Source organism: Rhodoferax lithotrophicus (genome assembly GCF_019973615.1).
Taxonomy (GTDB): Bacteria; Pseudomonadota; Gammaproteobacteria; order Burkholderiales; family Burkholderiaceae_C; genus Rhodoferax; species Rhodoferax lithotrophicus.
Genome location: NZ_AP024238.1, coordinates 3,395,067 through 3,408,550 on the forward strand (window position 1 = coordinate 3,395,067; position 13,484 = coordinate 3,408,550).

General features: G+C 55.5%; 13 protein-coding genes. 8 read left to right on the forward strand and 5 right to left on the reverse strand.

Features of this window, described 5'->3' with window-relative positions; all coding sequences use genetic code 11:
- Window positions 1-50 precede the first annotated feature (50 nt).
- Entirely contained in the window at window positions 51-857 is an 807-nt protein-coding gene (locus tag LDN84_RS15645) for a transporter substrate-binding domain-containing protein (protein WP_223904369.1), read from the reverse strand.
- A gap of 354 nt (window positions 858-1,211) precedes the next feature.
- Here LDN84_RS15645 and LDN84_RS15650 point away from each other — a divergent pair, with 354 nt between their 5' ends.
- The 8 genes from LDN84_RS15650 (at window position 1,212) to LDN84_RS15685 (ending at window position 10,124) form a co-directional block, all read left to right on the forward strand.
- The gene (locus LDN84_RS15650) at window positions 1,212-2,132 is read left to right on the forward strand and encodes a hypothetical protein (RefSeq protein ID WP_223904370.1); all 921 of its coding nucleotides are present in this window, start codon (window positions 1,212-1,214) and stop codon (window positions 2,130-2,132) included.
- A 12-nt stretch (window positions 2,133-2,144) separates the two neighbouring features.
- Window positions 2,145-3,209: an ABC transporter substrate-binding protein gene (locus LDN84_RS15655; protein WP_223904371.1), complete on the forward strand. Its 1,065-nt coding sequence runs from the start codon at window positions 2,145-2,147 to the stop codon at window positions 3,207-3,209.
- 246 nt (window positions 3,210-3,455) lie between these two features.
- Complete coding sequence (locus tag LDN84_RS15660; RefSeq protein ID WP_223904372.1) at window positions 3,456-4,871, forward strand: APC family permease; 1,416 nt, start codon at window positions 3,456-3,458, stop codon at window positions 4,869-4,871.
- Window positions 4,872-4,921: 50 nt separating this feature from the next.
- A complete protein-coding gene (locus LDN84_RS15665) occupies window positions 4,922-6,253 on the forward strand; it encodes a tetratricopeptide repeat protein (RefSeq protein WP_223904373.1) in 1,332 nt (443 codons plus the stop codon).
- A gap of 45 nt (window positions 6,254-6,298) precedes the next feature.
- Window positions 6,299-7,168, forward strand: coding sequence for a TauD/TfdA dioxygenase family protein (locus LDN84_RS15670; RefSeq protein WP_223904374.1), 870 nt, complete (start codon window positions 6,299-6,301; stop codon window positions 7,166-7,168).
- Between the two features lie 282 nt (window positions 7,169-7,450).
- Entirely contained in the window at window positions 7,451-7,990 is a 540-nt protein-coding gene (locus LDN84_RS15675; RefSeq protein ID WP_223904375.1) for a carboxymuconolactone decarboxylase family protein, read from the forward strand.
- Window positions 7,983-8,786: a mycofactocin-coupled SDR family oxidoreductase gene (locus LDN84_RS15680; RefSeq protein WP_223904376.1), complete on the forward strand. Its 804-nt coding sequence runs from the start codon at window positions 7,983-7,985 to the stop codon at window positions 8,784-8,786. Before LDN84_RS15675 ends, LDN84_RS15680 begins: the two co-directional genes overlap by 8 nt.
- 57 nt (window positions 8,787-8,843) lie before the next feature.
- Window positions 8,844-10,124 carry an O-acetylhomoserine aminocarboxypropyltransferase/cysteine synthase family protein gene (locus tag LDN84_RS15685; protein WP_223904377.1) on the forward strand — a complete coding sequence of 427 codons (1,281 nt, stop codon included), beginning with the start codon at window positions 8,844-8,846 and terminating at the stop codon, window positions 10,122-10,124.
- Between the two features lie 116 nt (window positions 10,125-10,240).
- Here LDN84_RS15685 and LDN84_RS15690 read toward each other — a convergent pair whose 3' ends face one another.
- From LDN84_RS15690 to LDN84_RS15705, 4 genes are read right to left on the reverse strand one after another with little or no spacing between them, the layout of a single operon-like run.
- Window positions 10,241-10,531, reverse strand: a complete 291-nt coding sequence (locus LDN84_RS15690; RefSeq protein ID WP_223904378.1) for a hypothetical protein — start codon at window positions 10,529-10,531, stop codon at window positions 10,241-10,243.
- Window positions 10,528-11,364 (reverse strand): ABC transporter ATP-binding protein, encoded by an 837-nt coding sequence (locus tag LDN84_RS15695; protein ID WP_223904379.1) that lies wholly within the window; start codon window positions 11,362-11,364, stop codon window positions 10,528-10,530. Before LDN84_RS15695 ends, LDN84_RS15690 begins: the two co-directional genes overlap by 4 nt.
- Window positions 11,337-12,350 carry an ABC transporter permease gene (locus LDN84_RS15700; protein WP_223904380.1) on the reverse strand — a complete coding sequence of 338 codons (1,014 nt, stop codon included), beginning with the start codon at window positions 12,348-12,350 and terminating at the stop codon, window positions 11,337-11,339. The genes LDN84_RS15695 and LDN84_RS15700 overlap by 28 nt, the downstream gene beginning before the upstream one ends.
- The gene (locus LDN84_RS15705; protein WP_223904381.1) at window positions 12,350-13,378 is read right to left on the reverse strand and encodes an ABC transporter substrate-binding protein; all 1,029 of its coding nucleotides are present in this window, start codon (window positions 13,376-13,378) and stop codon (window positions 12,350-12,352) included. The genes LDN84_RS15700 and LDN84_RS15705 overlap by 1 nt, the downstream gene beginning before the upstream one ends.
- Between the last annotated feature and the right edge of the window lie 106 nt (window positions 13,379-13,484).

The following is a 13,484-nucleotide window of genomic DNA, read 5'->3' on the forward strand; positions in this document are numbered from 1 at the left end:
GGGTGGGCTTGAGTGCAGCTGCAAATTCACAACACTAGCCAATCCATCGATCAGGGAACCAAGGTTGCCCAATCCTGCGTCTTGAACCAGTAGCTATGGCGCTGGGCAAGCCATGTCTTGTTTTGGCTGATCCAGTTGTTGAAATAACTGACGGCGGCAGAACTCCCTTTTTTCAGACCAAAGCCTTCGGACGATGTGGTGATGTAGTCGCCTATGGGGTTAAACAGCTTGTCCGGATTTTTCAGGATGGTGTAGGCTGGCTTGGGTTCGCTGGAAATGACGGCATGGGCATTGCCATTGATGACCTCTTGAAATGCAATGGCATCATCATCAAACTGCCGCAATGATGCCTTGGGGAATTTTTCTTCAATGGTCTTGCAACCGGCAACCCCACGGCGGCATGCAAACGTGACACTGGTGCTGTTGTAGTCTTCTGGCCACTTCAGCTTGGCCGCCAATTGTTTGGAAGCAGCAATGCCCTGGCCTGATGTGGAGTAGGGTGCTGTGAAATCAATTTGTTCCTGGCGCACTGGGGTGATGGACAGGCCACCAATGATGACATCATATTTCCCGGCAATCAACGACGGAATGATGGCATCCCAGGCGGTCGGAATGAGCTCCACGCTCACACCCAAATCCTTGGCAACCTTGGTGGCGACATCAATCTCAAAACCCACCCATTGACCTTGCTTGTCACGCATGGCCCATGGCACAAAGCTGCCAAACCCGACTTGGAGTTTTCCGCGTTTCTTGATCGTATCGATCTGGTTGTCCTGTTGCGCACTAGCCTGTGGTGCACAGAGCAAGGCACCCAGTACCAGCGGAAGGCACAAAAGCAAATTTTTGAAGCGTTTCATTCATGTCCTTTAGAAAACTGATATTTCAATTTTGGAATCAGACAAGTGTTTGTCCAAGTGATATTTGGTAGCAACCTTATGCAAATATTGAGCTTGCTTTGATGTGCTGGACTGGCGACGATTCCGAGCATGACTATTGCACCCATCACACGCTTACCTCCGGCATTACTCTCCGCCACACATGGTGCTGGCGACGGTACAGAGCCAGCTTGGGCCGCAGGCATCGATAACCTTCTCACCCATTGCGCTGGTAGCTCGGCAAATCAGAACTTGCTCGTTGTGGTGGAGCCCGATGAGACTTTTTACAAAGGTCAATTGGGGCAAAAGCTCGCGCATGATGCCAGGCAACGCGGATTGAATGTTCAGGTGGTTGCTGCGCCGCTGGTGACTGGACCGGAAAAATTTCCACTGGACTTGCTCGAACTGATTGCCCAGGCAGACCACACGGTGTTCTTCAGCCGACTGGGTACGATGGGACGATTTCTGAAATTTCCAGGTGTTGGCACAAAGATCGTGTGTTACACACTCGATCCAACCAGCCTCGCATCCTCCTTTGCAACCTTGCCATATGCTTTTCTCCAAGCTGTGCATGATGCATTGGTACGGAAAATTTCCGCTTCCAGTAGCTACAGGATCACTTGTGCAAATGGAACAAATCTGCATGCAGAACTGCGCAAAGGCATAACACCCGACTTGCCCGTACTTACGCCGTTCACAGTCAGAAACTTTCCGTTGATGGTAGTGCCACCTATCTCGGCGCAGACCTTGAACGGCACCCTGGCGTTGTCACTGGCGCTACTCTCCACGGCCACCCACAATTACCCGGACCCGATCTTGCCACTGAATGGCCCTCTTTTGCTCAGCATTGAGCAAGGGCGTATTTCAGGGTTTGGAGGAGAAACAGCTCAGGCTTTCCGTGCGCAACAACACTTCGACCGGGTTGCCCAAGATGTCAACGGTGACCCGCGCTGCGTCAATTCCTGGCACACAGGTTTTAACCCTGGCACCTGGTTTGCAGGCCAGGCGAAGGATGACCTATTGCGCTGGGGCAATGTGGTCTTTGGTAGCCCGCGGTACACCCACTTTCACATGGTCGGCTCAGACCCAGGGGATATCTGCGGCTCGCTCTTTGATGCCACAATTTCATTTGACCGTGAAGTACTGTGGCGCGATGGACAGCTGGTGTTTTTGCACACAGAGGAAGGCCAGGCGCTGGCAACTGAACATGGTGTCTCGCTTGAATCAATCGAAGCCTCGCCTTCGATTGGCATCTGATCGGTATTCTGGATGGGTCTCGACACATTGTGGTACACCCGCTGCCCGGCACCAACGGCCGCATCGATTGCCATCTGGCAAGGTTGGCTGGAACAGGAGTTTGCCCGGGATCAGATTAAAGTGCGTTCACTCGCAGCGTCAGCGGACAAGCAGGTTCAGCTTTCTCACTACCGACACAGTCAGCCCAACTCATTTCGTTTTGGCGGCTACGTCCCACCGCTGATCTCGCGAGCGCGTGGCGCTGACCTGAAAGTGATTGGGCTCAGTTGGCACGACCGGGTTCATGGTTTTTTTGCGCTCCCCGACTCAGGCATCACCAACTCTGCGGACCTCAAGGGCAAACGACTGGCTGTGCCCCGGCGCGTCAATGACGATGTGGATTGGTGGCGCGCCTCGGTGCTGGGTGGTATCAAGGCCTTGTTCAAATTGGGTTTATTAAGCGAGAACGACGTAGAACTTGTTGATGTCGTGATTGAGCGCGAATACATTGCAGATGCCCGTGCCGGTCAGGCGGCTGGCCAGTCATTGTGGGGAGCCGTCAGCCAATTTGCCGTGCAGCGTGAAGAAGTTGCTGCGCTGTATCGTGGCACAGTCGATGCCATTTATTCGGACGGTGCGCTCACCGCCATTCTCCGAGCGACCACAGGCGCACAACTGGTGGTGCCACTCGCTGGCAATGAAGATGCTCATTCTGGCTTTGGAACACCCTGCGTGCTTACCGTGTCATCCGGACTGCTCGATGAACGCCCTGATCTGGTCACACGCTGGATACAGCGTCTGCTGGAGGCGCGCAGTTGGGCCGTAGCGCATGAAGACCTGACACACCGCATGTTTTCCAGGGAAACCGGCTTGCCGGAAGATCTACTGCACTCTGCATATTCACCTAGGTTGGCGGCACAGGCCGATGTGTCACTTTCGCCGAACCGTGTTGCGCTACTGCGCAGCAAATACCAGCACCTGTTGGACATGGGGTTGCTGGAAACTGCTTTTGATTTCGACACATTCATTGACCCTGCGCCCCTGACCGCAGCGATTGACGCACTGAAGCCTTCTTTAGCCGGCGTTCTGTTGCGCTGATCCGTAGCGTCAGTGGTGTGGCTCGTCACGAATATTCAAAAAACCATCGTTAATTTCTTATGTGGAAATCATTTTTATTAAGTTGCAAATTTAATAATCATTTGTTTATTTTTTTATTAAATAACAAATTCATTATTTGATTTATAAATTTCAATATTAAATATTATTATCTATAACAATGTGAATATTCCTTAGTATTGGCCTGTGAACTTTTAATCACCCCTACTTTTGAAGGACATCATTGCCATGAGTACACCGGAAATCACTGCCAACAGGTCTTTGAAAAAAGGCCATTTATCTTTTTCTGATGTTGTTGCCCAAGCGGTCGGCACAATTGCGCCGTCCGGGTCACCGGCACTGGTGATTCCAGCCGTATTTGCCACCGCAGGTAACGGCACTTGGCTGGCTTACCTGTTTGCGACTTTTGCACTTTTGATACTGTCGTTGAACATCAACGTCTTTTCAAGTCGCTCCGCCTCGCCTGGCTCACTCTATACCTTTGCCGGGCAAGGCTTGGGGCCTTTCTGGGGTGCCGTTTCAGGCTGGTCACTGCTGATCGCCTATTTGTTTACTGGCGCAGCCGTTGTGGCAGGCTCGGTGTATTACTTTCTCGTGTTATTGCACCAAATTGCCGGTGACTTCTCTGACTTGGCCGCCTCGGTTGTGATTTCATTGCTGCTGCTTGTTGCGGCATGGTATATCGCCTGGAAAAGTATCCGACTATCTACCCGTGTGTCCCTCACGGTAGAGGGCATTACCATCGTTGCCATATTGGCAGTGGTTGCTGGTTACTTCCTGCACAGTGGCAATTGGGTTGATCAATCTCAAATTCAGCTGTCTGGTGTGACACTGGACAATGCACGCTTGGGTTTGGTGCTGGCTTTCTTTAGCTTTGTCGGCTTCGAGAGTGCCACCGTACTGGGGCATGAAGCCAAAGAGCCCCTGCGGGTGATTCCGCGTTCAGTGATTACCACGGTCTTGGGCATCGGCATCTTTTTTGTGCTCAGTTCGTATGCACTGGTTGCCGCGTTCCAGGGGCAAGTGCCCGACCTTGGCAAGACCGATGCACCTGTTTCTGCGCTTGCTGCCAGTGTGGGCCTTGGCTTTCTTGCACCCGTCGTCTCATTGGGAGTTGCAGCCAGCTTCTTCGCGTCCGCTTTGGCCAGTATTAATGCCGCAGCGCGGGTCATCTATGCGTTCTCTCATCATGGGATTCTTCACGTACGCGCAGGAGATTCACACCATACCAATGCCACACCCCATGTAGCCGTCAGTGCGGCTGCAGCCATTGTGCTGACACTGTCGTTGACTTTAACGTTACAGGGCATTGGATTGCTGGATGCCTTCGGTTACCTCGGCAGCGTCGCCACCTTCGGTTTCCTGGTGTCTTACGTTTTGGTGTCCGTGGGTGCACCGGTCTTCCTGAAACGCCGTGGCGAATTAAAACCCAGGCACATCGTGTTTTCGGTCAGTTCGGTGTTGCTGCTGGCGATTCCGCTCTTTGGCGTGCTTTACCCTGTGCCACCGTATCCACTGAACTTGCTGCCCTACGTGTTTGTAGGTCTGCTTGCTGCTGGACTGCTCTATTTCCTGTACATCCAACACAAATCACCAGACACGCTGAATTTGATCGAGGCTGATCTGGACAAGGCAGCGGCCTGACTGGGTCGCCAATTCATCACCGATATGCCCAAGTTTCAGGAGAACAATCCATGAGCCATGATCTTCAAGGCCTGCCGGTCACCGGGAGTGCTGCCTCTGTGACTGCGTTGAACGCAGCCATCCACGATTACTACGCCTGGAAAGGTGACCCGGTCGGCGTTTTGCAACAAGCCGCACAAGACGACCCCAGCTTCAACCTTGGCAATACCGCTGTAGCCTCCCTGCTGCTACTCAACGGCGCACGAGGGGATGCCCTGCCGGTGTCTTCTGCCATTGCGGCGGCTCAGGCGCAGATCGGTCATGGCACGCGGCGTGAGCAACTGCATCTTGATGCTGCCAAAGCATGGGCAGCGGGTGAAAGTATCCGCGCAGCCGAACTCTGGGAAGACATTCTGCTGGATCACCCCACCGATGCCCTGGCGTTGCGGTTTGCACACGACACCTACTTTTACCTGGGCCACTCCAACAGCATTCGTGACTCCGTCGCCCGTGTGTTGCCAGCCTGGGACACCGCCAATGCAAATTATGGTTTTGTGCTTGGCCAATATGCCTTTGGGCTGGAAGAGGCGGGCAATCTGGCTCAAGCAGAGGAAGTGGGACGGCGTGCGCTGGAAATCAACCCTGAAGACACCTGGGCGGTGCACGCTGTGGCTCATGTGCTGGAGATGTCCAGCCGCCAGGAAGAAGGCATTGTGTTCCTCAACGACACCAGTCCTCATTGGAAAAATGGCCGTTGGCTGGCGGTTCATAACTGGTGGCATCTGGCGGTTTACCTGATCGAGGTGGGACGTGCTGCCGAAGTCTTGCCGCGGTACGACGAATTTGTTCGCCCGAAGATCAAGGACGACTTCATCCTCGATCTGGTCGATGCCGCTGCCCTGCTTTGGCGGCTTGAATTGGCGGGGTTGTATGTGGGTGACCGGTGGCAAGAAATAGCAGCCCAGTGGCTGACCCACGCAGACGACCACGTGCTGGTCTTTAACGATCTGCACATTGCGCTGGCCAGTACCGGGGCTCGGGATGCGACTGGACAACAAGCCTTGCTGAAATCATTGAATCACTACATCACCGAAGGAAGTGGCGACAACCGGGAAATCAGCCAGGATGTGGGCAGGCAAATTGTTGCTGCCATTGTGGCCTTTGGCCAAAAGAACTTTCAACGGGTCATTGATCTGCTTTGGCCTATTCGCTACAAATGGATTCGCATCGGCGGCAGCCATGCCCAACGGGACTTGTTGAGTCAAACCCTGATCGCCGCGGCCTTGGGGGCGGGAAACAACAAGCTGGCAAAGGCTTTATTGGCCGAGCGCTCAGCATGGCGACCCACCCAACGGTCAAAACAGCTGTTCAGCAAAGTGCTGTCATCTCGATCTGCGAATTGAATTGTCCAGGTTACCCCTCCCCCCCATTAGAAATAGATTCCCGCCATGTCAAATCTTACTGACCTCACCACCCCCTACACCCACTTTGTGGTTCAACCCTACACCCCGACCATTGGCGGGATTATTCGTGGGCTGAATCTCAGCCAGCCGCTCAATGAGGTCACCCAGGAAGAACTTCGCCAAGCTCTGGCCAGGTTTGAGATGATCTTTTTCCGTGACCAAACGCTCACGCCAGAGCAGCACATCGCGTTCACACGCATCTTTGGCGGAGTGGCCGAAGTCAAGGCGTTTTTCCCGCGTCTGCAGGCGCACCCGGAAATCGAGGTCATCGAGAGCACACCAGAAAAACCCTATGCCGCCAACAACTGGCACGCTGACATCACCTGGCGTGAACAGCCGCCTCTGGGTACCAGCCTGTATGCCCATGTGATTCCGCATTTGGGGGGTGACACGATCTGGAGCAGCCAGACCCGCGCCTATGACAGGCTATCCAGGGAACTTCAGGTTTACCTCGAAACGCTCACTGCGGTGCACACTTGGGAAATCAGTGGCTGGACGGAATACCTGCTGGCCAGGGATCACAGTGGCGAAGAGCTGCGTGCTGCGCGCACCAAATACCCGCCGGTGGAGCACCCCGTGGTGCGCGTGCATCCGATCACTGGAAAAAAGATCATTTACGTCAACCCCACCTTCACCAGCCACATCAAAGGCTTGCCACGCCCGCAAAGCGATGCGTTACTGGGGCAACTGTTTGACCTGACCAAAGTGCCTGAACTCCAGGTGCGCTTTCAGTGGCAGGAGGGCTCACTGGCGGTGTGGGACAACCGCTCGACCCAACATTACGCCGTGGGCGACTATTTTCCGCAGCACCGCAAGTTACATCGCATCACCATCACGGCTGAAAAGACGTTCTAGATCTTGGGGCGCTACACCAAATGTAGCTTATTGCACTTGAATGACATGGCTTTAAGTTCAATTTGAACATGACTTCTTGGCTTGGGTATGGGACAAATCACCCTCTCCTATACCAAGCCGTGCCTGCCAGCACATACGCCGCCATCACCGCCAACACACCCCGTCCCAAACACACCTTCTTTGTTTTTTTGTTGAAAACCAAATATGTACATGCGTATTGCTTCGTTGCAAATCAACCGCGATTGGCTACGCTCAAAACCCCCTGACTTTCTAACTAAATGCATGTCTCGCATCGCCCCACTTGAATTCAACACCGCCTCGGCACCGTACCTCTCCATTTTGCAGGGTATTGAAGCTGCCCATGGCACCGCCACCAACATGAAGCGCACGCTGGCGCATTCCCCGGTGTCTTTACATGCCTTGCTCCAGTGGTATCCATTGCGTGATGAGGTCAAGGCTTTTCTGGGTGAACGCGGTATCACCCTGTTTTGCCATGCCATCTCCACCGGTAACGCCTGTGTGTTGTGTTCCACCTACTTCCGCCGCGAGCTCATGGATGCGGGGGAAGACCCTGCCAAGCTGATCATTACCGAGCCGCTGGCAGCGGTGGTGGACTATGGCGCAGCACTGGCCGATGATCCCAATGGCGTGGACGATGTGCTGTGGGGGCGACTCAGGGCCGCATTTGATGACACCCAGTTGGTGGCACTCACCGCCTTCGGCACGTTGATGATCGCCACCAACGTGTTCAACAATGCGCTGCGTATTGACCTGGATGAGAGTCTTCAAGGCTACAGCGCCGGGGAGGCAGCCCATGGCTGAGTTCTCCGGCAAAGTGGCGTTTATCACCGGTGCTGCCCATGGTCAGGGCCGGGCTGTCGCCTTGGCACTGGCGGCAGAGGGGGCACGCATTGTGGCTTTTGACATTGCCCGCACGCTGGACTACCCAGGCTACGCCCTGGGCCAATCTGATGAGCTCGACAGCCTGGTGCAAGAGGTACACGAACTGGGCAGCGAGGCCCTGGCCTTTGTGGGTGACGTGCGGGTGGACGCAGACATCACCCGTGCGGTCCATGAGACAGTCGCCGCCTTTGGTCGTATCGACATTCTGTTCAACAACGCGGGCATTGCGGCTTACGGCCTGGCACACGAGCTGACCGAAGAGGCCTGGGATGCCGTGCTGGACATCAACCTCAAGGGGGCCTGGCTGGTGTCGCGCCGGGTCATCCCACACCTGATCGCGCAGCGCTCAGGTGTCATCATCAACAACTCATCGGTGGCGGGTCTGCGTGCTTTTGCCAAGCTGTCGCACTACACCGCCTCCAAATGGGGACTGACCGGGTTGACCAAGGCCTTGGCGCTGGAGCTGGCTCCACACGGCATTCGTGTCAACTCCATTCACCCTACGGGCGTGAACACCGGCATGAATGATGGTCTGGCCTTTCTGGAAGGTGCCACGCCCACTGAAATTGCCGAACGCTCGGCCGGCAACCTGTTGCCAGTGCCGTGGATAGAACCTGAAGATGTGAGCGCGGCGGTGCTGTATCTGGCCTCGGAACGTGGGCGCTACATCACCGGCACGCAATTTGTCATCGACGCGGGTTTGCTAACCCGCTAACGCACCCACCGTCATTTGTTTTGATTTCGTTGTCACACCTTGAAAGGAAAAAACCCGATGAGCTTCAAATTTGAAACCCTGGCCGTACATGGCGGTTACACCCCTGACCCCACAACCAAAGCCGTGGCGGTCCCGATTTACCAAACCAGTTCCTACGCGTTTGACAACACCCAGCATGGCGCGGACCTGTTTGACCTGAAGGTTCCCGATGGTCACATTTACACCCGCGTTCAAAACCCGACCCAAGATGTGCTGGAGCGCCGTGTCACCGAACTCGAAGGCGGCGTGGGTGCACTGGCGCTGGCCTCAGGCCAATCAGCCACCACTTTTTCGATACTGACACTGGCGGAAGCGGGCGACAACATCATTGCCGCCACCACCTTGTATGGCGGCACCTACACGCTGTTTGCCCATGTGTTGCCCAAGCTCGGCATTGGCGTGCAATTTGCCAACGCCAGCGAGCCTGAAACCTTTGAGCCACTGATCAACGCCAAGACCAAGGCCATTTATGCCGAATCCATCGGCAACCCGCTGGGCAACATCACCGACATTGCCAAGCTGGCCGAGATTGCCCACCGCCACGGCATTCCGCTGATCATTGACAACACCGTTCCCTCGCCCTACCTGCTGCGACCGTTTGAGCACGGGGCTGACATCGTGGTGCATTCACTCACCAAATACCTGGGAGGCCACGGCAACAGCATTGGCGGCATCATCGTGGATTCGGGCAAGTTTCCCTGGACAAAATACAAGGAACGCTTTCCGCAATTTTCAGAACCGGATGCCAGCTACCACGGTGTGGTGTTCAGCGAGGCACTGGAACAAGCGGCTTTTATTGGCCGTGCGCGGCTGGTGCCCCTGCGCAACATTGGCGCAGCCATTTCCCCCTTCAACGTGTTCCTGATCCTGCAGGGGATTGAAACGCTGGCATTGCGGCTGGATCGCATCACCGACAACGCCATCAAGGTGGCACGCCATCTGCAAGCCCACCCCAAAGTCACCTGGGTCAACTACGCAGGCTTGCCCGAGCACAAGGATCATGCCCTGGCACTGAAATACCTGGGCGGAAAACCTTCGGGCATTTTGACTTTTGGTATTCAGGGCGGATTGGAAGCCGGGGCACGTTTTCAGGATGCGCTGAAACTCTTCACCCGACTGGTCAACATTGGGGATGCCAAGTCGCTGGCTTGCCATCCGGCCACCACCACACACCGTCAACTCAGTGTGGAAGAACAGGCCAAAGCCGGTGTCGGCCCTGACACCGTGCGCCTGTCCATCGGCATTGAACACATTGACGACTTGCTGGCCGACCTGGATCAGGCACTGGCAGCGGCTTAAAACACACGCCAAAAAACTGACCCCGCATCATGCGGGGTCGTCAGGCAGGGTCTAAAAGCTATTAAATATATAGCTATCCACGCAATCAATCAAAGCTCTACAGCTCAAAATGCTCCTTAAATGCGACGTGACGAGAAAGTCAAGCCAGCAAACACCAAAGTCAGCCCCACCCACAGTAAATTGGGTGAGTACCATTTGATATCCAGCCAGTGGCGAATCTTTGCGCTGCACAGCGACATGGCCAGTTCGCAAATACCGTTGGACAGGCCCAAACACACCGTGGCTTGTGTCAGGCTCAGATAGTCGTAGGCCACCACCGTGCAAAACACCAACGCCCACCATGCCACAGCGGACAACACCAGCAGGCCACCCGCCAACCCCAATAACCGACACCATCCCGGTTTCATGCGGCCAGCACCTCGTCATCACACGCAGGTTCACTCGACCCGGTTAACGCACCAATGTGCAGCACCTCAAGCAACTGTTGACGTAGCGCAATGATGTGGGCATCGTCACGGCTGCGGGGATAAGGCCGGTCTACCTGTACTTCGGCCAGCACGCGTGCGGGCTGGTCTGACAACACCAGTACACGAGAGGCCAGCAGCAGCGCTTCTTCCACATCATGTGTCACCAACAGCGCCGTAAAGCCGGTGCTGCGCCACAGTGATTCCAATTCACCCTGCATTTTGAGACGGGTTAACGAATCGAGTTTGCCCAAAGGTTCGTCCAGCAGAAGCAATTGGGGGTTGTTGACCAAGGCACGTGCCAGCGCCACCCGTTGCGCCATGCCACCCGAGAGTTGATGCGGTAAAGCATTGGCGAAATTGTCCAAACCCACCAGGGCCAAGGCTTGGTCAATACGGTCCTGACTCTGCTCCAGTACACCACGCGCCTGTGGCCCCAGCGCGACGTTCTGGCGCACCGTGCGCCACGGGAACAAAGTAGGGTCTTGAAACATCAGGATGCGTGACGGGTCGGGCCCTGTCACCGACTTGCCATTCACCACAATGCTGCCGGCCTGCGGTGCCTCAAGCCCGGCCACCAGTCGGAGCAAGGTGGACTTGCCACAACCCGAGGGCCCCAAAATGGCCACAAATTCCCCCGCTGCAATAGCCAGAGAAAAATGCTCCAACACCGTGACGCGCTGGGCTGCCAGATCAAAGTGATGGCTGACATCGCGAATGGACACGCTGTGCCCAGGAGTGCTCTTATTCACCATCTGACCAACCCCTTTTGCCATGACAACAAGCGGTCACGAAAAGCAAACAGCAAGGTCACCAGACCCGAACACAGCAGTGCCATGATCAGCAAGGCCGCATGGACATTGCCATAAGCTGCCCAGCCGGTAGCCCATTGCAAATACCAACCCAGGCCAGCCTTCACACCCAGCAACTCGGCCACCACCAACACAGCAAACGAGTTATACAACCCCATGAACAGCCCCACAAACACATGCGGCAAAGCAGCTGGAATAGCCACGTGCCGCACCAGAAAACGCCTGTCAGCACCATGGGTGCGCGCCACGTCATACAGCGCCTTGTCCACCGAGGCCACCCCGGACCAGGTCAGGATGGTGACCGGAATGCCGCAAGCCAATGCAATCAGAAACACACTGCCGCTGAAAGTGGTGGGAAACACAAAAAACACGATGGGCAGCCAGGCATTGGCAGGAACCGGCCCGATCACTTTCAGGAGGGGCTGCAACCAGTACGCGGCTCGCGTCGACCACCCAATGGCCGTACCCGCAATAGCTCCCAGCGTGATGCCCAAAAAGTAACCTGTGCCCCATAAACGCAAGGTATGCAACACGCAGGTGCCCAAACGCTCCCAGTCATCCAGGTAAACATCCACAATGCCTTGTGGTGGTGCAAAAAATGGACGTGGCAACCAGCCGAACTTCGCCACAGCCACTTCCCACAAGGCCAAGAAAATCCCCAGCACCACCAGCCAGGGGCCCCAGTAGCGCAACCTGGACCCTGGTGCGTTCAAGCGATTGCCGAATAGGGCCAGCGTGACCAGTGCAGCGCCGACAACAAGCTCGACCAGTGCAAGTTCACGTGTGCTTTCCCACTCGTACAAGTCTGGCCATGCCAACGTGGCTGCAGCCGCCAGCAACCAAGCCAAACCAGCGAACAAACCCGTCAGCCAAACCAGGCGCAACGTGGTGGGCCATGAGCGAACAGACTGTGGGCCAGTGTCAGCCAGAGCTTCATTCACGCGGTACATCAGACCAGAATGTTGGCTGAAATTTTTGCGGCCAACTTGCTGGAGTCAAGTGATGGCTTGAACACTTTGACCAGCTTCAGATCGTCAATCGACTTCACCAACTCTGCCTTCAACGGTTCGCCAATCGGGTGGTGCGTGTAGGGCAAGGCGCTGAGCATTTCTACCAATTCGGGTACTGAAACACCTGGTTTGAAGTTTTTGAAATAGTCTTGCGCCACAGCGGTCGGGTTCTTGGCGGTGGCTTCATGCACTTCCAGCACAGCGCGTACCAGTGAGCGTGCAGCAGCAATGTTGTTCTTGAGCAATTTGCCACTGGCTCCAACCACACAACAGGTGCGATCCGCATAAACACCGCTTTGGGTGTTGGCAATCTCAACCAGCTTGTTTTGCTTGATGAAGCGGTAGGTGTCCGGGTCCAGGTGCGCCAGCGCCTGAGCTTCACCTTTTTGCACGGCCAACCCCAGCAAGTCACCTGGAAACACTTTCCAGTTGACCTCTTTCTCCGGGTCAATGCCCGCCTTGGCCAACGTCACAATAAAGGCATCACGTGCGGGGCTGGCCAAGTCGGACACGGCCACTGTTTTTCCGCGCAAGTCTTCCACACGTTGGATTCCCGCCGTGGGGGAAGCCAGCAAACGCATGCACCCTGCGTGGGTTCCCGCCACCAGCTTGACATCAAACCCCTGCTCCAAAGGCTTGAGCCATTGCAGCAGTAAACCCAAACCGGCATCGGCCTTGCCAGTGGCTATGGCTTCCAGCAGTTGCTCCGATGAACCTTGAAAGTCAATCAACTCCACGTCGAGTCCGTGCTTGGCAAAAATGCCGGTGTGCTGTGCAAACGCCAGAGGCGAATGGCAGGCCGCACCTTGCGCCCAGGCAACTTTCAATTTGGTGGGAGCCTTGCTCTGTTGACTAAAGGCTTCACCCGCCAACACACCCAGACTGGCGGCCAGACCCACCGCACCGGTGGTCTGCAAAAAAGTGCGGCGACCGTGAATGTTGGCGATGGAAGATTGCTTTGTGCTCATGATAGGTTCCTTTCATAGGTTAAAGCCACAGCGCCCGAAGGCATATGGCATCGGGCAAGCGTACCCATTCAGGCCAACAATGGTTCGAATGATTTCGCATGTAGAT

Excerpts from the sequence above, each read along its gene's own strand:
- LDN84_RS15645 (WP_223904369.1), bottom strand. The coding sequence starts at position 857 with ATGAAACGCTTCAAAAATTTGCTTTTGTGCCTTCCGCTGGTACTGGGT.
- LDN84_RS15655 (WP_223904371.1), top strand. The coding sequence starts at position 2,145 with ATGGGTCTCGACACATTGTGGTACACCCGCTGCCCGGCACCAACGGCC.
- LDN84_RS15660 (WP_223904372.1), top strand. The coding sequence starts at position 3,456 with ATGAGTACACCGGAAATCACTGCCAACAGGTCTTTGAAAAAAGGCCAT.
- LDN84_RS15665 (WP_223904373.1), top strand. The coding sequence starts at position 4,922 with ATGAGCCATGATCTTCAAGGCCTGCCGGTCACCGGGAGTGCTGCCTCT.
- LDN84_RS15670 (WP_223904374.1), top strand. The coding sequence starts at position 6,299 with ATGTCAAATCTTACTGACCTCACCACCCCCTACACCCACTTTGTGGTT.
- LDN84_RS15675 (WP_223904375.1), top strand. The coding sequence starts at position 7,451 with ATGTCTCGCATCGCCCCACTTGAATTCAACACCGCCTCGGCACCGTAC.
- LDN84_RS15680 (WP_223904376.1), top strand. The coding sequence starts at position 7,983 with ATGGCTGAGTTCTCCGGCAAAGTGGCGTTTATCACCGGTGCTGCCCAT.
- LDN84_RS15685 (WP_223904377.1), top strand. The coding sequence starts at position 8,844 with ATGAGCTTCAAATTTGAAACCCTGGCCGTACATGGCGGTTACACCCCT.
- LDN84_RS15690 (WP_223904378.1), bottom strand. The coding sequence starts at position 10,531 with ATGAAACCGGGATGGTGTCGGTTATTGGGGTTGGCGGGTGGCCTGCTG.
- LDN84_RS15695 (WP_223904379.1), bottom strand. The coding sequence starts at position 11,364 with ATGGCAAAAGGGGTTGGTCAGATGGTGAATAAGAGCACTCCTGGGCAC.
- LDN84_RS15700 (WP_223904380.1), bottom strand. The coding sequence starts at position 12,350 with ATGTACCGCGTGAATGAAGCTCTGGCTGACACTGGCCCACAGTCTGTT.
- LDN84_RS15705 (WP_223904381.1), bottom strand. The coding sequence starts at position 13,378 with ATGAGCACAAAGCAATCTTCCATCGCCAACATTCACGGTCGCCGCACT.